At 44.7% G+C, this 24,199-nt stretch carries 22 protein-coding genes, 1 pseudogene and 1 riboswitch; of the genes and pseudogenes, 7 read left to right on the top strand and 16 right to left on the bottom strand.

Annotation, left to right across the window (positions count from 1 at the left end):
* Positions 1-39: 39 nt before the first annotated feature.
* From purB to IEX81_RS12600, 5 genes are all read right to left on the bottom strand, one after another.
* The gene (gene purB / locus IEX81_RS12620; protein WP_188803863.1) at positions 40-1,338 is read right to left on the bottom strand and encodes an adenylosuccinate lyase; all 1,299 of its coding nucleotides are present in this window, start codon (positions 1,336-1,338) and stop codon (positions 40-42) included.
* Entirely contained in the window at positions 1,335-2,486 is a 1,152-nt protein-coding gene (gene purK / locus IEX81_RS12615) for a 5-(carboxyamino)imidazole ribonucleotide synthase (RefSeq protein WP_188803861.1), read from the bottom strand. The genes purB and purK overlap by 4 nt, the downstream gene beginning before the upstream one ends.
* Positions 2,483-2,941: a 5-(carboxyamino)imidazole ribonucleotide mutase gene (gene purE / locus IEX81_RS12610; RefSeq protein ID WP_188803978.1), complete on the bottom strand. Its 459-nt coding sequence runs from the start codon at positions 2,939-2,941 to the stop codon at positions 2,483-2,485. The genes purK and purE overlap by 4 nt, the downstream gene beginning before the upstream one ends.
* A 187-nt stretch (positions 2,942-3,128) precedes the next feature.
* A riboswitch (purine riboswitch) is annotated at positions 3,129-3,230 on the bottom strand.
* 166 nt (positions 3,231-3,396) lie between these two features.
* Positions 3,397-3,672 carry a hypothetical protein gene (locus tag IEX81_RS12605; protein WP_188803858.1) on the bottom strand — a complete coding sequence of 92 codons (276 nt, stop codon included), beginning with the start codon at positions 3,670-3,672 and terminating at the stop codon, positions 3,397-3,399.
* A gap of 198 nt (positions 3,673-3,870) precedes the next feature.
* Positions 3,871-5,184, bottom strand: a complete 1,314-nt coding sequence (locus IEX81_RS12600) for an NCS2 family permease (RefSeq protein WP_308424087.1) — start codon at positions 5,182-5,184, stop codon at positions 3,871-3,873.
* Positions 5,185-5,809: 625 nt separating this feature from the next.
* Here IEX81_RS12600 and IEX81_RS12595 point away from each other — a divergent pair.
* From IEX81_RS12595 to IEX81_RS12580, 4 genes are all read left to right on the top strand, one after another.
* Complete coding sequence (locus IEX81_RS12595; protein WP_188803854.1) at positions 5,810-6,826, top strand: D-2-hydroxyacid dehydrogenase; 1,017 nt, start codon at positions 5,810-5,812, stop codon at positions 6,824-6,826.
* Positions 6,827-7,001: 175 nt separating this feature from the next.
* The gene (locus tag IEX81_RS12590) at positions 7,002-7,307 is read left to right on the top strand and encodes a hypothetical protein (protein ID WP_188803852.1); all 306 of its coding nucleotides are present in this window, start codon (positions 7,002-7,004) and stop codon (positions 7,305-7,307) included.
* 501 nt (positions 7,308-7,808) lie between these two features.
* Positions 7,809-10,412, top strand: a complete 2,604-nt coding sequence (adhE, locus tag IEX81_RS12585; protein ID WP_188803850.1) for a bifunctional acetaldehyde-CoA/alcohol dehydrogenase — start codon at positions 7,809-7,811, stop codon at positions 10,410-10,412.
* 508 nt (positions 10,413-10,920) lie between these two features.
* Positions 10,921-11,223, top strand: coding sequence for a coiled-coil domain-containing protein (locus IEX81_RS12580; RefSeq protein ID WP_188803848.1), 303 nt, complete (start codon positions 10,921-10,923; stop codon positions 11,221-11,223).
* A gap of 122 nt (positions 11,224-11,345) precedes the next feature.
* Here the strand turns inward: IEX81_RS12580 and IEX81_RS12575 are convergent, their stop codons facing one another.
* Genes IEX81_RS12575 through IEX81_RS12565 form a run of 3 tightly spaced genes read right to left on the bottom strand, consistent with a single transcriptional unit; the run spans position 11,346 to position 13,675 of the window.
* Entirely contained in the window at positions 11,346-11,972 is a 627-nt protein-coding gene (locus tag IEX81_RS12575; protein WP_188803846.1) for a TetR/AcrR family transcriptional regulator, read from the bottom strand.
* Positions 11,973-12,779 (bottom strand): DUF2705 family protein, encoded by an 807-nt coding sequence (locus tag IEX81_RS12570; protein ID WP_188803844.1) that lies wholly within the window; start codon positions 12,777-12,779, stop codon positions 11,973-11,975.
* Entirely contained in the window at positions 12,776-13,675 is a 900-nt protein-coding gene (locus tag IEX81_RS12565) for an ABC transporter ATP-binding protein (RefSeq protein WP_188803842.1), read from the bottom strand. Before IEX81_RS12565 ends, IEX81_RS12570 begins: the two co-directional genes overlap by 4 nt.
* A gap of 328 nt (positions 13,676-14,003) precedes the next feature.
* On the opposite strand from IEX81_RS12565, the gene cynS reads away from it, so the two are divergent.
* Entirely contained in the window at positions 14,004-14,447 is a 444-nt protein-coding gene (cynS, locus tag IEX81_RS12560; RefSeq protein ID WP_188803840.1) for a cyanase, read from the top strand.
* A gap of 128 nt (positions 14,448-14,575) precedes the next feature.
* Complete coding sequence (tlp, locus tag IEX81_RS12555) at positions 14,576-14,812, top strand: small acid-soluble spore protein Tlp (RefSeq protein ID WP_188803976.1); 237 nt, start codon at positions 14,576-14,578, stop codon at positions 14,810-14,812.
* A 130-nt stretch (positions 14,813-14,942) separates the two neighbouring features.
* Here the strand turns inward: tlp and IEX81_RS12550 are convergent, their stop codons facing one another.
* The gene (locus IEX81_RS12550) at positions 14,943-15,506 is read right to left on the bottom strand and encodes a GNAT family N-acetyltransferase (protein WP_188803838.1); all 564 of its coding nucleotides are present in this window, start codon (positions 15,504-15,506) and stop codon (positions 14,943-14,945) included.
* 15 nt (positions 15,507-15,521) lie between these two features.
* Here IEX81_RS12550 and IEX81_RS12545 point away from each other — a divergent pair, with 15 nt between their 5' ends.
* The gene (locus IEX81_RS12545) at positions 15,522-15,674 is read left to right on the top strand and encodes a hypothetical protein (RefSeq protein ID WP_188803836.1); all 153 of its coding nucleotides are present in this window, start codon (positions 15,522-15,524) and stop codon (positions 15,672-15,674) included.
* Between the two features lie 145 nt (positions 15,675-15,819).
* Here IEX81_RS12545 and IEX81_RS12540 read toward each other — a convergent pair whose 3' ends face one another.
* The 7 genes and pseudogenes from IEX81_RS12540 to IEX81_RS12510 form a co-directional block, all read right to left on the bottom strand.
* Entirely contained in the window at positions 15,820-16,851 is a 1,032-nt protein-coding gene (locus IEX81_RS12540) for an NERD domain-containing protein (RefSeq protein WP_188803834.1), read from the bottom strand.
* Between the two features lie 291 nt (positions 16,852-17,142).
* Positions 17,143-18,354, bottom strand: a complete 1,212-nt coding sequence (locus IEX81_RS12535) for a GNAT family N-acetyltransferase (RefSeq protein ID WP_188803832.1) — start codon at positions 18,352-18,354, stop codon at positions 17,143-17,145.
* A gap of 511 nt (positions 18,355-18,865) precedes the next feature.
* Positions 18,866-19,002, bottom strand: a pseudogene (locus tag IEX81_RS12530) (ATP-binding cassette domain-containing protein); the annotation flags it as partial.
* Positions 19,003-19,202: 200 nt separating this feature from the next.
* A complete protein-coding gene (locus IEX81_RS12525) occupies positions 19,203-19,667 on the bottom strand; it encodes a DUF8821 family protein (RefSeq protein WP_188803830.1) in 465 nt (154 codons plus the stop codon).
* Positions 19,668-20,407: 740 nt separating this feature from the next.
* Entirely contained in the window at positions 20,408-21,748 is a 1,341-nt protein-coding gene (locus IEX81_RS12520) for a NosD domain-containing protein (RefSeq protein WP_188803828.1), read from the bottom strand.
* 134 nt (positions 21,749-21,882) lie between these two features.
* Complete coding sequence (scrK, locus tag IEX81_RS12515; RefSeq protein WP_188803826.1) at positions 21,883-22,755, bottom strand: fructokinase ScrK; 873 nt, start codon at positions 22,753-22,755, stop codon at positions 21,883-21,885.
* The gene (locus IEX81_RS12510) at positions 22,755-24,167 is read right to left on the bottom strand and encodes a glycoside hydrolase family 32 protein (RefSeq protein WP_229727605.1); all 1,413 of its coding nucleotides are present in this window, start codon (positions 24,165-24,167) and stop codon (positions 22,755-22,757) included. The genes scrK and IEX81_RS12510 overlap by 1 nt, the downstream gene beginning before the upstream one ends.
* Positions 24,168-24,199: the final 32 nt, after the last annotated feature.

Below are 24,199 nucleotides of genomic sequence, written 5' to 3'. Positions count from 1 at the left end.
CATTAAGCTTTAACATAGCCTTATCTATAAAAGCTCGTTTCAGTCATTCAAGCCGAGACGTTCAAAAATGAGATCGACATTTTTCAGATGATACGTTTCATCGAAGCAGTCATCCAGTTCTGCTGCCGAAAGGTTGTCCGTTACACGATGATCCTGTTCAAGCAGTTCTCTGAATGGTGTTTCCGTCTCCCATGACTTCATGGCGTTCGGCTGAACAATATCATACGCCGTCTCGCGGCTCAGGCCTTTTTCAATCAGCGCGAGCAGCACATGCTGGGAGAACGGAAGTCCGAACGTCCGCTTCATGTTGCGGCGCATATTTTCCGGGAACACCGTCAGGTTTTCGAGAATGCCGGAGAAGCGGTGAAGCATGTAATCCAGAGCGATCGTTGCGTCAGGGAGAATGACCCGCTCCGCAGACGAATGCGAGATATCGCGTTCATGCCAGAGCGGCACATCTTCATAGGCCGTCATCATATAACCGCGGATGACACGCGCCATACCGCACATATTCTCCGAACCGATCGGATTGCGCTTATGCGGCATCGATGACGAACCCTTCTGGCCCTTTGCGAACCCTTCTTCCACCTCGCGGATCTCCGAGCGCTGCAGGCCGCGGATCTCGACGGCGAACTTTTCAATTGACGTCGCGATCAGTGCCAATGTCGCCATATAGTGGGCATGGCGGTCGCGCTGGAGCACCTGGGTTGAAATCGGCGAAGCCTTTAATCCGAGATGTTCGCAGACGTATTTTTCAACGGAGGGATCGATGTTCGCGTACGTGCCGACCGCGCCGGACAGCTTGCCGACACGGATGTCGCCTGAGGCTTCTTTGAAGCGCGCCAGATTGCGCTTCATTTCTTCGTACCACAGCGCCATAACCAGGCCGAATGTCGTCGGTTCCGCATGAACGCCATGGGTTCTGCCCATCATCACGGTATTCTTGTACTTTTTCGCTTTTTCACGGATGACATCGATAAAATGTTCAATGTCTTTGAGTAAGATATCATTGCATTGTCTGAGCAAATAGGATTGCGCCGTGTCGACAACATCCGTTGATGTCAGCCCGTAGTGCACCCACTTTTTTTCTTCACCGAGTGATTCCGAAACCGTGCGGGTAAAGGCAACCACATCGTGGCGCGTGATCTGTTCAATTTCATGGATGCGTTCTACTGTAAAGGTTGCGTTTTTCCTCAGTTTCCTAGCGTCCTCTTTCGGAATTTCACCAAGTTCGGACCAGCCTTCGCACGCGAGAATCTCGACTTCAAGCCAGGCTTTGTATCTATTTTCCTCTGTCCAGATGGCGCCCATTTCCGGCCGCGTGTACCGATCAATCATGAATTCTGACCCACTTCCTGTTCAATTTTCCATATCCCTAATCTTTCTGCTTTATCTATAGCTTCCTGCACGGTGCTGCCAAGGATGGTCAGGTGGCCCATTTTCCGGCCGTCTCTCGCCTCATCCTTGCCGTACAGATGCAAATGCGCATCCGATAAAAGTGAAATTTTGTCCAGCACCTGCTGCACATGCTCTCCAAGTATGTTAACCATAATCACCGGTTTCAGAAGATCCGGGCGACCGAGCGGCAAGCCGCAGATCGCACGGATATGCTGCTCAAACTGAGACGTTTCGCAGGCGTTGATTGAAAAATGGCCGGAATTGTGCGGACGCGGCGCCGTTTCATTGACATAGACCTTGCCGTCTTTGCCGACAAACATTTCGACGGCAAGCGTTCCGACGAGATGGAGGGCCTCCGCAAGCCGCAGTGCATGCCTGGTAGCCTCTTCGCGGAGTGTGTCCGGTATTCTCGCCGGCACAACCGTATGATGCAGAATATTACGCCGATGTATATTTTCAGCGACGGGAAAAACCGATGTTTCTCCCGTGGTGCTGCGTACAACAATCACTGAGATTTCTTTTTCAAAAGGAAGCCATTTTTCAAGCTCGAACGGCACGTGGCCGATGTACGGAAGCGCCTCTTTCAAATCATCTTCTGATTTCAGCACATACTGTCCTTTTCCGTCATAGCCGCCTTCCGTGGTCTTCAGTACGGAAGGAAAGCCGATTTCGGCCATCGCCGTTTTCAGTTCTTCTTCATTTCTGATGGGCAGATACGGAACAACCGGGAGACCGGCCGCTTTGATCGCCGCCTTTTCATTAAGCCTGTCTTTTGTGATCTCAAGCAAATGCCAGCCCTGCGGGAGATAACTGTGTTCCTGCAGGTAATCTGCCGTCTTCACATCGACATTTTCAAACTCATAGGTCACAACATCCGCACATTCCGTCATTTTTCTTGCGGCTTCCGGATCATCGTATTCCGCCACGATCGCGGTATCGGCAACCTGGGCGCACGGACAATCCTCCGCCGGATCGAGCACGGCGATACGGTAGCCCATTTGCTTGGCAGCGATCGCCATCATCCGTCCAAGCTGGCCGCCGCCAAGAATGCCGATGGTCTGCCCCGGCAAAATGGTTTTCTGCTTCACTTTAAATCACTTTCCTTTACTTTCTGTTCCAGCGATTTGCGATAGCTGTCCAGCCGTTCCTTCAGCGGCTCGTCAAACGCCGACAGAAACTGGGCGGCCAGAAGACCGGCGTTTATTGCGCCGCTTGCGCCGATCGCCACCGTAGCAACAGGAATTCCCGCAGGCATCTGCACAATGGACAGCAGAGAGTCCATGCCGTGCAGCGCTCTTGACTGTACCGGTACCCCAATCACCGGAAGCGTCGTCTTTGCCGCAATCATTCCAGGCAGATGTGCCGCACCGCCCGCTCCGGCGATAATTACTTTCAGTCCGCGTTCCCTTGCCGTTTCCGCGTACTGAAACATCAGGTCCGGCGTGCGGTGAGCCGAAACCACTTTTTTCTCATATGAGATCTCCATGCTCTCCAGAATATCGCACGCGTTTTTCATCGTTTCCCAGTCTGAGCTGCTTCCCATGACCACACCGACTGTTGCTTTACTCACAATTCTGCCTCCCCCAAAACAGTTTGTTTAAAGGATCGAAACACTCTTTAAACATACGCAAAATCCGGACATAAAAAAGCCCAGAACAGCCGCTTCTCCCGAAAAAGAGAAAACAAACCGTCTGGTCTTCAAACCGCGAGATCAGCGGCTCAAGTGACAAAACGTTACGATTTCCCTTCATAGTCCGGCAATTTCCGGTCGCCGGGTAGAAACAGATGGGCCTTATTCCCAAAAATATATGAGGGTTCACATTCTTCTTTTTTGACACTCCCATCATATCAGCATCGTTCGGATTGTGTCAACCTAATAATCGAACATTACAAGAAGAACAAGATGATATCGTTCGCCTTTTGTCTCCCGTGTTTCATGGGCAGGAAAAATTTTTCATAGCTGTATGCCGGCTGAACAGAGATGGACCGCCTGAGAATTTACCAGTAAAACGCCAAGGCCACAAATCCAAAAGTGATCAGTATCGATCCGGAAACATTGGTAATGATCTGCACGAGATAGCCCGGAATATACTTAAGTATCTTGCCTTCTATGATCATTGCGATGCTTGCGGAGTTGTCCTTTCCCTTCTCGTGTTCGGCATGGATAAGCAGGTGTCTCCCCGCCGCCTTCATTTTCCGTGTCAGAGTATAACCGGCAAGCATCAGGGCGATGCCGGCGAGCCAGAACAGGATAGCTATGATTAAAGAACCCATCAATACTCACGTCCCTTTGAATTGATTATTCTTATCATGGCTCTCCAGGTTCCGCGCTATGCGGTGCGCCCTTTTTCAGTGCAAAAAAAAAAATTCCCTTCCTAAAATGCAATGCGCCCCGAATGTTGGATTTTCATGTCCAACATGGAATGCACAGCAAAATAGGAATAGAATTTTTTCTATTGATCCGTGTCAGATTTAACCAAAAAGCACCGCAAAGAAAATAATGAAGACGAAAAACAGACCATACACAATCGGATGAATTTCCTTTGCTCGTCCGGAAGCAATCATCGTGATCGGATACGCGATAAAGCCGAGCGCGATGCCATCGGAAATGCTGTAGGTCAGCGGCATGCCAAGCACGGTCAGAAAAGCGGGCACTGCAATTTCGAATTTATCCCACTCAATCTTTTTCAAAGCGCTTGCCATCAGTACACCAACAATGATCAGGGCAGGTGCGGTAACCTGAGAGGTAACAACGGCCAGCAGCGGCGAGAACAGAAGGCCAAATAGGAACAGAATGCCGGTGACTACCGCCGTAAACCCGGAACGGCCGCCTACTGCGATGCCCGTGGATGATTCAATATACGCCGATGTCGGTGAAGTACCAAGAACCGAGCCGACAAGCATAGATGAAGAATCGGCCAGCAGCGCCTGCCCGACACGGGGCATCTTGTTGTCTTTAATGAATCCCGCCTGCTCGGCAAGACCGATCAGCGTCCCCGCGGTATCAAAGAATGTGACAAGCAGGAATGTCAGGACAACGACGGCAAGCTGCACCGTATTGATCGCGCCAATATGCGTAATCGCTACACCGAATGTCGGTGCAAGACTTGGTGCTGCCGAAATAATTTGGGACGGTAGCGGAATTAGACCGGAAATCATGCCGACGATCGAGGTCAGTGCCATGCCGATGAAGATCGATCCCGGAATTTTTCGGCACATCAGGATGACCGTGACAATCAGGCCGAAAATCGTCAGCCACGTCGTTCCCTTCGTCAGCATGGCAAAAGAAACGAGTGTGTCTTTATTGGCAACGATCAGGCCGCCTTCGTTCAGTCCGATAAAAGCGATAAAGAGCCCGATGCCCGCGGCCATGGCAAGCTTCATGCTTTGCGGAATCGCATTGATGATCAGTTCGCGAATTTTAAATACTGTAATAATGAAGAAAATAACGGCGGCAATGAAAACCCCTGCAAGGGCTGTCTGCCAGGGAACCTTCATACCAATGACAACAGAAAAAGCGAAGAAAGCATTGACACCAAGCCCGGGCGCAATCGCGATCGGATATTTGGCGACAATTCCCATAATCAGACAGCCGAGCGCACTGGACAGCGCGGTCGCTGTAAAGACCGCACCCTTGTCCATACCTGACGCGCCAAGCACGCTGGGGTTTACAAACAATATGTACCCCATTGAAATAAACGTTGTCAGACCGGCAAGCATTTCACGGCCAAATGTTGTTTTCAATTCAGAGAACTGAAAATAACGTGATAACCAGTTGCTGTTCACAATAATCCCCCTTTTTGAATCGTCTTCATTCCCATTCATCAGCCAATTTTTCCAGAGACACTGAACGAGTTCCTCCAGCCTTTCATCACGTAATAGGGCATTAAAATTAGAAAATTTGGCTTCGCGAAACCTTAGTTGCGCTTATACTATAATCCTTAAAAATTTTGTACCTATAGTACAAAAAAAGCTTCAAAACGCATTGAAGCATTTAATAAAAAATAAATGAACCAGGCTGGATAAACTCTGGAAAGTTTCAATGAATGTTCACAAAGATAGAACACCATTTTGCAAGTTCATTATAACAACGGTCTTGACCGGAGTCAAACAAATAACGAACGATATTACGGAGGGCATCTAAATTGTTCGTGAATTAGATAAATACAGTAAAACAGAGGGAGGGGCATGCTAAGCATGTACGACCGATTGCGCAACGGCTTTTATACATCAAAGCAAGTCCTCATTGATGCTTTAAATCGGAATCGTTTACATTAAAGATAAAATTATGTACGATTAAATTGTGAACTAATTCACGATAGCAACAAATTTTCACCCGCCATATCTTCCTGCACGGCTTAAGCCGGAAACAGGATCGCACGGAATTCAATAACTCGAGGTGGATAAAATCATGAAATTTCTTATGTTCCATGTGATTAAAGATGAAGAAGATGCGGTTCAGCGCTGGTCGGAACAGCACAACGTTGAAATCGGCATTTCCCGGGACATCCTCTCACTCCGGACAATTGACCAGGTCAAAGGATATGACGGCATTTGCATTCAGCAGATCGTGCCGATAGAAAGTCCCGACATTTACCGGAAATTAAAACAATATGGCATTCGACAGATTGCCACACGCTCCGCCGGATACGATGTGATCGACCTGAAAGAAGCGGATCGGAACGGATTGATCGTAACTAATGTTCCGGCTTATTCTCCGTACGCGGTAGCCGAGCTGGCCGTTGCCCAGGCACTGAATCTCGTTCGCCATATTCCGCAATTCAATGAAAGGATCGCCCGTCACGATTTCCGCTGGAACGGCCTGATCTCGCGAGAAATACGTTCGATGACCATAGGCATTATTGGCACCGGACATATCGGGGCCATTGCTGCCCAGTTGTTTAAAGGTTTTGGCGCACGGGTCATTGCATTTGACCAATACCCGAATGAAAAATTAAAGAACATCCTGGACTACCGTTCTTCTATTGAAGATGTACTTCGGGAAGCGGACATCGTCTCTTTGCATACGCCGCTATTCGATTCCACGGCACACATGATCAACAGAAACACGTTAAAGCTGATGAAAAACACATCATTTTTGATCAACATGGCACGTGGCGGCCTCGTCAATACCGGCGACCTTATTCAGGCGATCGAAAATCATGAGATTGCAGGAGCCGCGTTGGACACGTTTGAAGATGAAGGTTTCATTAATAAAGATCTGAGCCGTGAAACCATCGGTAATCCTCAGTTGTTGAAATTAATTGAATCAAACCAGGTAATTCTAACCCCTCATATCGGCTTCTATACAACAACGGCCGTTCAAAATATGGTTGAAGGCGGCCTGAACAGTGTGCTTGAAGTTTTGATGACGGGAACAAGCAAAAATCAGGTTCCGCTTCCGTTAAAGGAAAAGCCGATAAATTAACAAAAAAAGATTGCGACAGGAAACCGGGCAGAATGTCCGGTTTTTTACTTTAACTTAAGTTTCGGGGTTATCAAATCAATGCAAAAAAAATTGATTCTCAAAGAAGCAAGAAATACACAAGCTATTGCCATTCATTTATAATAATTAGTAAGATCAACGAGGAGGTGCAGACCATATGAATGAGGACCTAAAATTAATTCTTCTAGAAATGAGACAGGGTTTTAAAGAAGTTAACCAAAAATTTGATGCCATTGATCAAAGATTTGATGCCGTGGATCAAAGGTTTGACGGAATTAATAATCGATTGGATCGAATTGAGAAAGAAGTAGATGGTATTCAAAAACAAGTTGTTAAAAATTCAGAATCCATAACCGAACTGGTCGCTAAAGTTGATGAACAGGCAACGCTCCTTACTACCCTGTCCATACGGTCGATTGCCCACGAAGGTGAAATAAGAAATCTAAAACAAATCATGCGATAAAAACGAACGCATGCAAACGATCAAAAAGAAAATATAAAGTCCGCTTGAAGATCAATAAATTGGAGTAAGGCAACACCACGACCAATCCAGAACGATTTGAGTACTTTTTTGCGGTACTTATTATGTTTTATCCTCTCAAAACCTTTTCCTCTTCCCACTTTACGACGTGTGCAACCGGCTGTTTGCCGACTTGAATTAGCTAACGAAGTCGCAGATTGTTGTTTGACCGACTGCACTTATTTCTTAGTTAAGACCATTTCATGAAGTGATCATAACATTGCCGGCTGAATCGTGTTACCCGGGAAATTACGAATGAAACGAATAACCTCCGCAAAGAAAACGTTTTCACATAATGTTCATAAGTATTTTAACATTTGATGGCATCGCAATCTTTTCGGTTGAATAACACGCGAAAAAGAAATAAATTATATATGTGAAAAGTTTCACATATTAAGCTTCTTTTATAGCTTCACTGTAAAAGGCTTACGAGGAGGATGAACAATGGCAATCGAAGAAAAGGCTTTAGGCGGGTCTGAATCTCTGGAGACGATGATTGACAAACTTGTTGCCAATGCACGAGCTGCCGCAGAAGAGTTCGGACCGCTGGATCAGAAACAAATTGATGAAATCGTCCGGCAAATGGCGCTGGCAGGTCTTGATCAGCATATGAAACTGGCAAAAATGGCCGTTGAGGAAACAAAGCGCGGTGTGTATGAAGATAAAATTATTAAAAATATTTTTGCAACCGAATACATTTATAACTCCATCAAAAAGAATAAGACGGTCGGTGTCCTATCCGACGATCCTTATGCAGAAATTGTGCAGATTGCCGAGCCTATCGGTGTCATTGCAGGTGTGACACCAGTAACGAATCCGACATCAACGACGATGTTCAAATCGCTGATTGCCATAAAAACGAAAAATCCGATTATCTTCGCTTTCCATCCGTCGGCGCAGAAATCGAGCAGTGCGGCGGCTAAAGTGCTGCTTGATGCTGCTGTCCGTGCGGGGGCGCCTGAAAACTGTATCCAATGGATTGAACAGCCGTCAATTGAAGCGACGCAGCGGCTGATGCACCACCCTGGCGTCTCGCTGATTCTGGCGACCGGAGGCCCCGGTATGGTCAAGGCCGCATACAGTTCCGGAAAACCGGCAATCGGCGTCGGCGCGGGCAACGTACCGTGCTATATAGAAAAAACGGCAGACATCAAACAGGCGGTCAATGACCTTGTGCTCTCAAAAACGTTCGACAATGGCATGATCTGCGCCTCTGAACAAGCGGTCATTATCGATCAGCAGATCTACGAAGAAGTCAAACAAGAACTGATCGACAATAAATGCTATTTTCTCAACGCCGAGGAAAAAAAGAAAGTGGAGAAACTGGTCATCGATGAACGGCGGTGTGCCGTCAATCCGCAGATTGTCGGAAAGCCTGCCCCATTCATCGCCGGTCTGGCAGGAGTGACCGTTCCTGAAAACACAAAGGTTCTGATTGCGGAGCTTAAAAGTGTCGGGCCTGAATCGCCGCTTTCACGGGAAAAACTCAGCCCGGTTCTGGCCTGCTACAAGGCGAAAACAACAGAAGAAGGATTCCGGCGTGCTGAAGAGATGATTGCTTTCGGCGGAAAAGGACACTCGGCGGTCATTCATTCCAATGATCAGTCGGTGCTGAATGATTTTGCGCGCCGTGTGAAGGTCGGACGTATTATCGTCAACGCGCCCTCATCCCTTGGCGGCATCGGTGACATCTATAATCATTTCATTCCATCGCTGACGCTTGGCTGCGGATCGTATGGCGGCAATTCCGTTTCCACAAACGTCGGGACCGCCAATCTGATCAATATCAAAACGATGGCCAACCGCAGAAACAACATGCAGTGGTTTAAAGTGCCGCCGAAAATCTACTTTGAAAAAAATTCAACCAAGTATCTGTCCCAGATGCCGGACATCTCGCGCGCATTCATTGTCACCGATCCGGGTATGGTTAAATTCGGTTACGTCGATCGGGTCCTCTATTTTCTTCGGCAGCGTCCGAACCCGATTCACTATGAGATTTTCTCTGACGTCGAGCCGGATCCGTCGGTGGCAACCGTTCAGAGAGGCACGGAAATGATGCGGAAATTCGAACCGGACGTGATCATCGCGCTCGGCGGCGGTTCGGCGATGGACGCCGCCAAAGGTATGTGGCTGTTCTACGAGAGCCCGGAAACCGATTTCTTCGGTTTGAAACAGAAATTCCTGGATATCAGAAAACGCGTGTTCAAATTCCCGACTCTTGGCAAGAAAGCGAAGTTCGTCGCTATTCCAACGACATCCGGAACCGGATCGGAAGTCACCTCTTTCTCGGTTATTACCGATAAGGAAAATGACATGAAGTATCCGCTCGCCGACTATGCGCTGACGCCGAACGTCGCGATCATCGACCCCGAGTTTGTTATGACCGTACCGAAACGGGTGCTTGCTGATTCAGGGCTGGATGTACTGACCCATGCGCTTGAGGCCTATGTTTCGAATATGGCCAATGATTTTACCGACGGGCTCTGCATTAAAGCCATTCAGCTCGTCTTCAAATATCTGCCCCGTTCCTACCGGGACAGCAGTGACCGCGTGGCCAAGGAAAAAATGCATAATGCCGCAACGATCGCCGGCATGGCTTTCTCTAATGCTTTTCTCGGCATCAATCACAGCCTCGCCCATAAACTGGGCAATGAATTCCACCTGGCTCACGGCCGCTGCTGCGCCATTCTGATGCCGCATGTCATCCGTTATAACGCCAAGCAGCCGACTAAATTTGCCGCTTTTCCGAAGTACCGCCACTTTATCGCCGACGAACGCTACGCAGAAATTGCCCGGATCATCGGCGTTCCCGGAAAAACGACGGAAGAAGGCGTCGAGAACCTTGTTCAGGCGATCATTAATCTGGAAAAAGAACTGAACATTCCCACAAGCATTGAAGCCAACGGCGTCAGCAAAGAAGCATTTGAAAAAGCAGTTGACAAATTGGCCGATCGGGCTTTCGAAGACCAGTGTACGACGGCCAACCCGAAGATGCCGCTGGTGCCTGAACTAGCCGAAATTTACCGCCAGGCTTTTAAGGGAGTTTAAGCATCAGTACTTTAAATCTCCGATGAAAAAGCGTCTCTTCTCAATGAAGAGGACGCTTTTTTTGTGTGGAAAATCAGTCGGTACGCGGCGATATTTTACAAGCTCAATAAACACACCTATTTCTTCTTCCTGAAATCATACAAAACGGCAGCCGTTACGATTAAAGCAGATAAAGAAATAACAAAGAGCGTAAAGCGATTTACTGAAAAAAGATGCCCCAGACCGTTAAGAATAAAAAATCCGATGAGATATAAATCAAGGGATATGAGGAAAGTCCGCTTGTAAATTCTGGGGATCTTCATCCAGCATTTAAATAGTTTCCACATAATTCCACCTGCTCGACTTTGTATTTCTCTAGTCAATTGGGAGAGTTCTCCAGATCCGGACGATCAGCCTTTTTCAATTGATTGTTTCATACGGATATCTGTTTTGAAATTTGGCATTTTCTCATTGCGTGTTTTACTTTTCAGCTGATATAATTAAAACATGCGAAAGGAGGTGCTGATCGATGTCGAGTGAGCTTCAGATGGTGATGCAAGCAATCAAAGAACTGGGTCATGATATGAAATCGCTAGATCAAAGAATGAGCGGGCTTGATCAAAAAATTGACGGGCTGACCGAACGGATGAGCGGGCTTGACCAAAGAATGGACAAGCTGGAGGTGACCGTTAAGTCCGAAATCGCTGCGCTCAGGCAGGATATGGAGGACAAGCACTTTGATATTCTGGATAAAATCGATATTCTGCGCGAGCAGGCATTCCAAACGGAACAGGAAGTCAAAAGAATGAAGCGGAAAGTGGGACTAAAATAAGAAAAGTTATTCTTCTCTTGGTTCAGCTCCGGCTTCCGCTTCACTTATCACTATTTGGCTAATATCTCAAAACCTGTTTTTCCTTCCAACATCTCTCAATATTTATCCTTACAAAAAGAATTCTAAAACAGCCCTTCCTGCTCGTTCTTCAGCAAACCTCTCAGGCTCATGGAAATCATCGCCAGAAACTGATCGATGAACGGCCTAAGATCATCAATTTTTGCTTCATGATGAAGCTTAAAATAACCCATGGACTGATTTAAATAGTAGTAATAATGTGACTGCAGCACAGCCTGAAGTGTCCCCCGATCGACATTATCCTTCAGATCAAAACCGTCGATCAGCTTTTTGAAGAATTCAGGCACCAAAGATTCCATTTCACTGAACAGACTTGTCATCCTTTCGGTTAATTCCTTTGGCGGCCTCGTAAAAGCGGTAACGACCAACTTATAAATATCCGGGTAATTTTTACAAAACTGAATTTCCTGCTCACAATACTTTTTAAATTTATCGATGACATTGCCTGTAAGATCCCATTTGTTATAATCCAGTTCCTTCATTGAAAAATTGATGGCATAGATGACGCTCTCTTCAAAAAGTTTTTCCTTGGAACCATAATAGTGAAAAACAAGTCCCTTCGACACACCCGCCGACTTCGCAATCTGATTCGTCGACGCCTGTTCAAATCCCTTTTCTGCAAATTCATGTATGGCGGCTGCTAAAATCGCGTCTTCTTTGGATTCTTCCATTTATGCTTTCAAATCCTTCCTCCTGTAAATCCAGAAAGTCAGTAAAACGGATACGGCCAGCACGATCAAGTCGGTCCAGACATAGTTCCACTTGATACCGTTCCTGAAAATCGCGCTGGGCAGGGCGGTGTCCACTGGCGAGAAATAAACCAGTGCCTGAAAGGTGTCCTTCAGTTTGCCGACCACGCCAAGAATAAACGTCAGGAATACCAGACCCAGTGACAGGGACGTCGCCGATTTACTTGAAGAAAGAAGCGATGACAGGAGAAATCCTATGCTGAGGAAGGTCAGACCCATCACCCATCCGGTAAATGTCAGCTGAGAAAAACCTTTGAACAAATCGGACACGGAAGCTCCGGACTCCTTAAAAATCAGGCAAACGAGAAAAGCGACTGCCATCGAAACAACCCAGTAGAGCGAATAAATCAGGGCGTTTGCCAACATTTTTGATGAAACGATCAATGCACGCGAAATGGGCTGAGCGTACAAATAGGTAATGGTGCCCTCCGATTCTTCTCGCGACAGAGCATTGGTGCCAAGCATCGCCGCAAAAATACCGGTCGCAATCATGACATACTGAAATTCATAGCCAAAATAGCCTTTAATGGTTGCAAGCGCCGCCATGTCTGACAGATTAAACGCCTTCAGCATTTCCTTCGGCATCGACTTCAAGTCGATCTGCTGAAGCCCCATGCTCTTCATCGACGGAAACAGCGAAACCAGACCAAGCGTCAGCACACCCACGACAATTATCCAGATCAGCAGCGTTTTTACATGTGTTTTGCATTCAAGCCTGAAAAGGGTCATATCCGTTCCGCCTCCTGATTTTCATACATGGACATAAATTGTTCTTCAAGGTCGCGATTGTCGACCGTTACATCATCCAGTCCCGGAGCAATTTCAGATAGTGTCTTAAAAAGTACGGGCAGTTCTTTTTCATACGTCAGGCGAGCCTCATGTTGCCCTTGTTTTATGATCTCCGCGCCGATCGCTTTCATTTGTTCAAGAGGCAGATGCTCACCTTTTAAAGTTATAATTTTCACGTTTTTGTTGATCACCGTCAGATCTTCCACGCCCATCAGGCGACCGGCCTTGATAAATGCCACTTTGGAGCAGTAATCTTCAACCTCTTTCAGATTGTGGCTGGACAGAAAAACCGTCACACCCTGTTCCTGCTTTTCCTTCATCAGACGGAACAGCCTGGCGTGCATCAGCGGATCGAGTCCGTTGGTCGGTTCATCCAAAATCAGCAGTTCGGGGCGATGAATCATCGCGCAGACGACCGCCACTTTTTTCTTATTTCCCAATGAAAGATCGCCGAACTTTTTCTTTAAATCCACCTCAAAAAGTTCACAATAACGATCCAATTCCTTCTTGTCCTCTTTCTGGTGGTGAAAATCGAGCGTGTAGCGGATTAGATCGTGAACACGAAGCTGCGGATAAAAACGGACATCGCTCGGGACATAGCCAATTCGCTTCTTCACGGCTACATCGGCCGCCGGCATTTCCTGCCCGAGCAGTTGGATACTCCCGCCGCTGCACTTGATAAAATTCAGAATCATATTCATTGTGGTGGATTTCCCCGCCCCGTTCGGTCCGATGAAGCCGAAAAACTCGCCTTCATCAACCTTTAATGACAGATCTTTCACTGCGGCGAATTTGCCAAAATACTTGCTGATGTGGTTTAGCTCAATGACTGGCACCGCCCGTCACCCCTCTTTATGCCGTATTGACCATGTGGTCAACATGAATTTACCACAAATTGACCAGGTGGTCAATAATTAATTCTCTTGATTGGGCTTTGCTCAATAACTCTGCTGTCCAGTGAAATTCATGATTAAAAAGTCCGCTTGCCTTGCGGGTTTAAAAATCATTTGGAGCATATTCCCATTATTGAGTGCAAAGTGATTTTTTCAAAATATCGTCAGATCATCTGACATAAATTAAACGATTTCATTTAAACATGCTATTCTTAAGTTATCAGCAAATAATAATTATTATAAATAATATCGTCTGGGAGGCATCAGGAGCATGGCACTTTCTGCAGTAACACAGCTCATCTTAGAAGCGAAAAAAAAGAAGGAGTTAACTTTCTTACAAATAGCGGAGGCTGCAGGCTGTTCTGAGGTCTATTGTACGGCCGCTATTTACGGTCAGCAGACGCTGAGTGCCGAACAGGCTGAAGCGATCGCCAAACTGCTTGATCTTCCTGAAAAAGCCGAAAACGAACTTAAAACGATCCCCTTTCGCGGCGTGAATTTTTCCATGCCGCCAACCGACCCGACCATCTATCGTCTGTACGAAATTGTACTCGTGTACGGCGATACGATCAAGGCGTTGATTCATGAGAAATTCGGCGACGGCATCATGAGTGCCATCGACTTTAAAATGGACCTGGACAAGGAAGAAAACCCGCACGGCGATCGCGTCGTCATTACATTGAATGGAAAATTCCTGAAGTACAAAACCTTTTGATGATCCAAGCAGTTTAGTGAGCATTCTGTTTGACCGGCTCGCTGTCGCCATCCGGGAATTGTCTTCTGAAGCAACAAGATACATATCTCCTCCCCTCTGTGGCATACTAAGGTCACTTTCAAGGAGGGATAACAATGGCGAAACCTGATGATCGTTCCGATAATACAGAAAAGATTGCGAAAAACATTGGCGATACGCTGCAAAACATGAATGAGGCCCGTGATTACGTCAAAGCACACGGTGATGAAATGAGTGAAGAAGAAAAACATCAGATTCGCGAGAAAAATCAGCGTCGTGAAGCAAGCATTCACGGCCTTCGCGAAGAAATCAAAGACGAAGCTGCCTATAGTAAAACAAACAAATAGTGTTTTTTCCACTTAAGAAAGTATGGCTTGTTTTCAGCACCCCGGTCTGATCGTTAATATAGACCCGGGTGCTTTTTTTATAAATGAACCGGACAATCAAACTCTCAGGCGGTGTCAGCAGCTTTCATTTTTACGTACGCTCAGAACCCCGTTCCCGGGAGACTTCAAGCGGTTCTGTGTTTGCCTGCTGCTGATCAATGAACTTGGTCATTAAGTACTCGTCAACATATCGATCGCCCTCTTTCATGGCCTCCCTGTCCTCCCCATAAATGAAAAATCCCATTTTTTTATAGGCCTTGATCGCTTGCGTGTTTGACGTCATCACGAACAGATAAAATTTTCTCACAACGCCTTCTTCTTTAACGATTTCCATCAACTTTTCAATCATCCGTCCGGATATTCTCCGACCTCTGCATTCAGGCTTCACATAAACAGCTTCAAGAGTTGCCCGATGACGCATTTTGGGCAATGTCTCTTTGACCAATGTCACAATACCGACGAGTCTGTCCTGATCAAAAGCGCCGATCGTAATCGCGTGATCCCTTGACAGGCGTTCCTCAAAATCGGAAAGCGAATCATGGATTTCGACATCATACTCTGAGGCGAACGCTTCCGGATTTTCATGCAAAGCTTCCAAACGCAACGCTCTGTAGATGGCTGCATCTTTTTCCGTTAATTCTTCAAATCGTATCATGGAAAAGGCCTCCTGATGGATAATCTTGTCTTTGCTATTATGTACTTGAAAAAATTATCCTATAAGCGAGGCGGCTGCATTGAAAATTTTCGAGTGAAGAAGCCGGGCGCACACTATTTCATCCGAAAAGGAGCTTATGTGGTGATTTTCAAGGCACGCAACCTCTGATTGGGCGGACCAAAGCGAATGGTTTTAGGTTTATCAGTCTTTATCTGCATTTTATCGGTCGTCTCGAATGTTTTATCGGTCGTTTTCAGTATTTTATCGGTCTTCACGAATGTTTTATCAGTCGTTATGCCAAATTTATCAGTCGTCAGTCTGTCGTCACGCGTAATTTTTCATTCCCAGGAGCTTCTCTTTCATCATCGCTTGCTTCGGTCAGCAATTGAAAGGATAAATGATAGATCCTGGCCCTGTTTTCACCTTCATAGTGTGAGGCTACTGCCTGAAGAATCTTTTTAGCGATTGTGGCAGAGTCCAGCATCAAAAAATCTCTGCATTGCCTGTTTGTCATCGCGGGTCCAAAAATCAAAAAGTAATCGAGTAGTGCGACAAGGTGGGCTTTTTTCGACTCATGTCCACATGAAGCACAATGCCAGATTCGATTTTCTCTTTTCATCGGCGTTTCTCCACATTCGGGACATTGCACACCTCTGATAATGTCGTTAGGTTCGGCGGGCGTGGTTGAGAATATATCGATTATTCGCGGCTGATGTTGTACGAGCAACATTCTTGCTATTTTTTCCACAAGCCCGGTGTCTAAACATTCATTGGAATACTGCTGATTCAACTTAACCAATGCTCTCTTGAGATTAGACCTCCTTATAATTTTTTTGATCCGATGATTTTTTAAATCAGTGACCTGCAATTGGGCGGGGGAAGCAATGACCACGCGGTCGGCAGTCGGTAACGCCGGACTGCCGTAACGTGCTTCCAGCCACTCAAACAATTGCGTATTCAAGTTCTCTGCCTGTGAAATCGGATCGTCAAAAACATCTGTTGTCTGATCCAGTTCGCGAATCAGCTGCGATAATTCAGTATCAAAAGTCAGCTTTCCGGCAATGTTTTTTACTTCTAAAATTAAAATAAACCGCGGACACAAAATAAGGAAATCGATTTGAAAATAATGCGCGCCGTCAAACAACCGCAGATTGTGGAGGATGAAGAATTCCTCATTGGGGAGATAACTGAGAGGGTAATCCAGGGACTGTTCCCCGCGATAACCGGCCATCCCTCTTTTCAAGCGGGATTGGGCATCAGCTCGGAGAACTGCAGGTGCCAGTCTTCTGGAAAAAGCTTCATACTGCTGAACATGATATGGAATTTTTATTTTTTTAAGATACATTCAACCGCCTCACTCTCTTTTAAAAAGTTTCGGCCTGATCATTACCACATCCTGCTAAAAAAGTTATGAAATTAGAAATATTTTGTGACATTTTGATCTGCATCTTGGCGTACAATCCTTTTTATCGGTCATCATGAATGATTTATCGGTCGTTTCCAGTATTTTATCGGTCGTTGTTAGCAGTTTATCAGTCGTTACGGTTCATTTATCGGTCGTCGCGAGTGATTTATCAGTCGGCACAGAAAAATGGTATTAAACTCACCCGCAAAAAAAATTAATAAGGTATTTTTCTTAAAAATAATCCGAAAAATAGGATGTCTGCTGTTCGATTGCATCCTCCAGCATATCCACGGTTTCAGGGAGACACGAAATACGGCCGATTTTATAAAGATAGTCTGGTCGTTTGTACCCCAGCAGCATTGTCGTCAAGGTTTGAATATCAATTTGATCATGATTTCGTTCTGACGTGCGAACGACTTCACCTTTCCCTTCAGCGGTGATACGCAATGTGAAGACGCCTTGATTCCATGAAAGAAGCGGATCATCCAGCGTGAATGTCCATTCCCTGTCTGTCGTATCCGGCTTAAAAGGGTATTGAGCAATAAACTGCTTCAAATCTACTATGCGCGCCATGAAATAAGGAGAGATCGTTTCCTTAATGTCCGCATCCTCCAATAAAAATGACAAAGGTTCATCCGTATACGTATTGCCAATGACCTTTGAAATCATGGAGAAGTGTGCGCTGATAAAATTCCAAAGTCCGCTGCGGGCTTCCTCATTAACAAATATCATATCCTTAATATGGAAGACTTCATCAGCGATCCAATAAAGAACATAGCCGTCCGGCAGTCCTTTATCGTTGTAATATATGGCTGCCATCAGATCATCTGAGTCCCACAGCCAATACTCATTCCAGGCTAACTCATTGCGCAGCATAGCACCGTGGGTCTGTATGGCAAACCGCTCATAAGCTTTTTTTACCTGCTCGCTTTCCACATCAACACGTTCGACTTCACCGGGTACTTGCTTATTCCTGGGCAATTGATAATCATTAATTTCGTAGGAAATTTTATCGGAAATGATTTCCCATCCTTTTCTGCGATAGTAAGGGATAGAATAGGGATACAGGTAAGATATTGACTGATTTCGTTTTCTCATGTGTTCCAATGCTTGATACAACAGCTTATGCATTAAACCCTGGTTGGAATACTCGGGATAGGTGCCAACGCCGGTAAGACCTCCCATATCGTAGGTTTGATTGAAGATACGCACCTGTAAGGGATAAACTGCTACCTGGGAGATCAGCTTATCACCGTCAAACCATCCAAAGACATCCGCTTGTTCCAAAACTGGAGATTTTGCCCGAATGATCTCTTTTTCTTCCCATCCAATCTGATGTAATTCCTGGTCAGTGACTTGAAAAACATACCTCAGCAGTTGATTATACTGCTCTAGATGCTCCGGCCCGACTTTCTGCATTTTCAGTTGCCTTTTTCTACGCATACAAATCTCCCCTCTCAGACGCATCAACGATCGTGGGTGTTTCTTAAATAGTTAATAGCCTTTGATAAAAACAGACGGCAAAAACACAAACAATAAGGGTAAATGATCTGATCATTAGGTTCGCTTCGGCAGTATTTATTCTTAATAAGTTTTTCCTCTGATCGTATGTTTTTCATACGATTTCCCGATGTATCTGATGAGACTTTTAAGCCGCTTCACTTCCCGTTAAAGTAGACTCCAGTACAATACCAGAGTCAATTGAGAACTATGAACAACTGCAGCATTCGTCTACTGTGCAGCAGTAGACTTTCCTCTATTATAGAGCAACAGGGGGTTATGACGAATCTCTTTATTCTGAAACTTAGTGACATGTAGGCCAATGGATTGATTTTAGTTATCTGGAACCTAGAATAACCATTGTTGAAACGGGGTTATCAAACCGACCAGAATTGTCTGAAGGAATGGACAGCCATCTTTGAAAGTGGAGGCAGGCCTGTTCTGCACTTTCAGACTTGACGGTACCGAGGATTGATTTGATGGTTGTGCTTTTCCCCGCACCATTCGGACCGATCAGCCCGACCGGCTCACCTTTGTCTGCCGAAAAATGTGGATATCTTTTAACACGGGGCTGACAAAAAAGGCAATCATTTTTAAAGCAATCAAGCGTTTAGGTATTATCAAAAATCTGACAACCGGGTCATTAAAAATCCCCTTAGGCACTCGCTAAGGGGATTTTTTCACTCTATATTATCGAAAAAGATACTGTGCCGTAACTGATCGGACGGCACTTGAAATCCCTTCTACAGGTCCTTCATAAATAATCTCACCGCCACGAGAACCGTGTTCCTTTAATATTCCCCTTTAATTACAAAAAACGAACCCCGAATTGTTCCAGCTAGTTTAGACTTCTGCCTGGCAAATTTGAACTTTTCTTCTAATTCCTTGGGAACTTCCATCCCCTCAGAAAGCTTAAAACCAACGGCCCGCTTCTTAGATTCATCCATCGTATACATGACGTTAACCTCAAGGCCATCCTCATAAAAGACGTAGGCAAATTTGATATTTTCCACTTGGAAACGCGACGTTTCTAAAGGTTTGGCCACAAACTCAATATCTCGTTCTTCTTTCAAAATTCGAGTCACGTAATCAAGGGTCTCCTGACTTTCGCTGGCTGGTACAACTGTAAATTCATGCTTATATTTGTTCATAAAGTAACGGGCCTCATTAGCACGTAAACCGGCAAGCGCCTCTGCTACAGGTGAGGACGCGAGTCCAATCGTGGACACATTTTTAAAATCAACGATATAAGCCATCTTCATCTCTCCATTTATCACTTTATCTTCTAACAACAGGAATCCACATATCGCCAAAGTCGGGCTGTTTCGCTGCCCGTCTCAACCGTTGCCTTTAATTAATCAAATGCTTATTTTCTTCGCTTGACAGATATAGGATACCCCTAAATTATATCAAAAGCGATACTGTTTCGATGTTGCGATGAAAAAAGTGAACGCCAAATACTATGGTTTATCGAGCCATTGACAGATTCGAAACATTAGAATGTAATAATTTGGAGCATGAGAAATTTTCTTGCCAGATTGGCCGTCTGAGTAATTCGTTGATCCATTGACTGATCCGGATTGGACCACAACATTTCCGAAGCCTTTTGCTGGAGTACAGTGATCGCAGAATCCGGCGTTATTAAAAATTTTTCAAAAAAGCTGGCGTAGTAATCAACATAGTTAATATAGGTTAACTCAAGGTCGATAAACTCTCAGATATCACCTTTACCGAAGCGATCCGACAACTCATCGACTTGTTTCAAGTGGCCTTCGAGAATGAACCCGTTCTGTCTGAGAAAGTCATGGATCAAATGATTGAACATGATTGAACGGTTTCTGGAAAAACTGCCGTTCAGCTATCAGGAACAGCTGACAAAAGTGCCAGCTTGAGCTAATTTATCCAGGAAAAACATAGAACCAGCAAGGGATTGGGACACTTTTCTATCTTTCAAGTTTTAGTCACTAACTTCTTCTTGGACAGCCGTTCATTTACGTTATGATAGCGTCGGCGTGGCTCTAAATGCATTGGCCGTCTTGTCCATAACCACTTGGGCATCACTGCCAGAATCAAGAATCGTATTACGGTGTGATTGACTTTCAACCAGTACCGTAATGACATTAAGCGGCTTTGATTCTTCGGTTGTCAGCAAAGCGTCTACTTGCGAAGCGAAGCAAGAATCACTCCCCTCCGCGTGGATTTCCGTGGCAACGATATTATTATTAGAAATATAATTTTCATTGCCAGCAACCACCCGAATAATCACTGGCGTTACCCCCGCTGGCGTGAGATATTGCTTATCCATTATTTCTGAAAAATGATTTCCAATTACGGAATTATGATTACCATTGATCCACAAGAGGCCATACGAATCATCTAAGCCGTTATTGTGTTCCTGCATTGGTGTCCAAGGTTCACGGTCATGTAAAAAGTGATTTGAAGAGATCAAGTTTTCTGAACAACCTTTACTGAAAACCACCATCCCGGGATAAAATGCATGAAGGATATTATTCGAGATAAGTGAACGGGTCACACCATCACAATAGATACTGCTTGCACCGCGTGGAAAAATATTATTTGCGGTAATCAAAAGTTGGCCAAAATTTTGCGCGAAAATCGAATAGCCTTTAAAACCCGCTCCAATCAAATTATCAGTTACTTTCGAGGCCTGTCCCCAGCCGCGCAGTTCGATACAATTTCCACATTCAGCAATAAAATTATTATGGATAGTGAGGGCATCCGCATGATAAATCGTCATACCATGCTCTAAATAAACAAACCCCATATCAGTAATTTTAAAGGAGTCTTGCGCACTTGCAACATAAATACCGGTTTTACCATTAGTATAAGTATTTTCTGGATTCAATTCTCCGGAACCATCGTCCACAAAATGGAGGCCATCGATACAGAAGTTTGCAAATTCAACAGAACTTATTCGTGGATCACCACTGCGTTCAACATAAAAGGCTGCTCCGGCCGATTCGGCAGCATTTGCTGTTGGGGAAATATCTACTAGGATACGGCTGCCACCTGGCCACAATTCATGTAATTTCGACCATTCGTTTTCAGGAACATTATAGCGAATACTTGAAGACGTAAATCCATGTCCCGATCCTACAATTTTAAGATAACTAATGTCAATAACTACTTGCGTGGTCAGGTGATAATCGGCCGGCGGAAGATAGATAACCGCTCCGGGCTTGCCACCCTCGTTCACGTTAGTGTCGGTTTGCCGACTTTTAATATCGGCTACAATGCTATTGATGACCTCGCCAATATCCTTGTAGGGGTTACCAACCGGCCATTTCGTCACGTCATAATAATTTTTATTATTCATAATTTCTCCTCTTTAACCTTATTTTTTTAATTTTCGTTCAAGCCACAAACAATACTCAGTTTCATTCGTTGATTGCTACCATCAATCTCAAAAAAAGTGTCTCAACTAATGGCTATCAGTCAAACATATCGATACTATTCAAGCAATAACCTGTAAGCTAACGCAAAGTTGCCGATATTTGCAGAATTATTATTGGCTGCTTGGGGGGGCGCAATATATTGATCCAAAGGTGGAACTTCAACATAGCCATTTAAAATTCTTTGAAACTCGTTACGAATTTTTTCTAACAACGTCTCATTTGTAACGCCGCCCCCAAAAACAATTTTATTAGGGCGTAAGATTAAAGTTGTTTGAATAGCCGCTTGTGCGATATAGTAAGCCATGATATCCCAAGTTTTATCTGTCAACGGCACATCTTCTCCTTTTTTCCCGGTCCGAGTTTCAAAGGTTGGACCAGCAACTAATCCCTCCAAACAATCCCCATGATATGGACAAATGCCCTTAAAATTTAAATCATCTGGATGTCTTTTTAACAGTACATGTCCCATTTCAGGATGACCAATACCACCAATTAAATGACCATCAATCACCGTTCCAGCGCCAACCCCAGTACCTATCGTGTAATAAACTAACGAGTTAATTTTTTCGTTAAATAATGTTGACATCGTGTATTCACCAAACGCTGATCCGTTCACGTCAGTTGTCCAAGAAATAGGTATCTTAAGTTCTTTTTTAATCAAGCCTAAAAAATCGGTGTCACGCCAACCTGGTTTAGGCGTCGTCGTGATGAACCCATATTTTGGCGATGTTTTCCTAATTTCAATTGGTCCAAAAGAAGCGATACCTAAAGCAGCAAGCTCAAATTGTTTAAAATAGTTAACAACTTGGGTTAACGTTTCAATGGGTGTGGTGGTTGGAATTTGGATTTGATCTTTTATTTGATAATCTTCGTTGCCAACGGCACAAACAAATTTAGTCCCACCTGCTTCAATGCTACCTAATAACATTACATTGCGCCTCCAAGTTGGTTGACTTTAACATCATAATTATTTGAGTTACTAATCGTTTCAATATAAATATTCTTTTCGTCATAAATTCTTTCGGTGAAACACGCTTCACCATTATTGACAAATATTTCCACCGAACTATTATCCATCAATAAATGAACATCTAAGGTTGCAGCAGGATGCACACTAGCTACTCTTAAAGATTCATCGTTATACTTCTGTAACGTTACTTTACCGACGGCTGAAGAGTAGTTAAATTCTAAGAGCAATTGATGATCAATATCCCGTATCTTTATTGTTACGTTATCTTTGGCATTAAAATTGGCCAAATACTCAATACTCTTAGTAGGTGCCTCAAAAATATTTTCCCGACTATTAGGATTAGAATCATCTAATAAAACTTGTTCACGTAGCCGTGCTAGTTCCCTTACAGGCGTCATTAGCAATTTGCCATCTCGCAGATTTAACTCTCGCGGAAATGTCAGTGCGCCGGCCCAACCATCTTGTTGTTCTGGCATGTCACTTTCCCACATATCCATCCATCCAAATACCAATCGTCTACCATCGGGGGCCAACATTGTTTGGGTGGCATAAAAGTCATGGCCGTGGTCTAGCTCTTGAAATTCACCATGAATAAACTGGTTATGCTGCTCATCAAATTTTCCAATCATATAGCCAGTTTGATATAGGTTGCGGTATTTTAATTCTAAAGGTTTGATTCCTTGCGGTGACATGAGCAAGACATTTTGGCCAGCAAGTTCGAAAAAGTCGGGACATTCCCACATGTACCCTTCAGTATCAACTGATTTGGCAGTCGCAATTGGGCCAAGATAATCCCAATGTTTTAAGTCCCCTGAACGATATAAAATTACCCTACCTAAACCTTGGCTATTCTTACTACCTAAAATAACAAGCCATTGATGATCACGGTACCAAATTTTTGGGTCCCTAAAATCAGCAGCATTATCCAGTGGTGGTTTAGTAATAATCGGATTGGCCGCACATTTTTTAAAATGAATTCCATCATCGCTAACTGCTAAGTTCTGGTTTTGCCAGTAATCTTCCGGATTGTTTTTAGCTACCAGATGATGACCAGTATAAATTAAATATAGGCGATCATCTTTAACAATTGCACTGCCAGAAAAACAACCGTCAGTGTCTTCTGGATCGCCTGGATATAAGGCAATTGGTAGAGGTTCCCAGTGAACTAAATCCTTACTTCTTGAGTGTCCCCAATGCATTGGCCCCCATTCTGCCGATTCTGGATGATATTGATAAAAAATATGATAATAGCCTTTAAAAAAGCAAAAGCCATTTGGATCATTTATCCATCCCGATGGAGCCATAATATGATAATTTAAACGATACCTACTATTTGTGACTTTTGGATAATTAGTTTCTTTGTTTATCAAGTTGCTCCTCCTCGCTGTGACATCCGGTTAAC

The organism is Sporolactobacillus putidus, from assembly GCF_014647035.1.
GTDB lineage: Bacteria > Bacillota > Bacilli > Bacillales > Sporolactobacillaceae > Sporolactobacillus > Sporolactobacillus putidus.
This window is presented reverse-complemented; position numbering and strand designations above follow the sequence as displayed.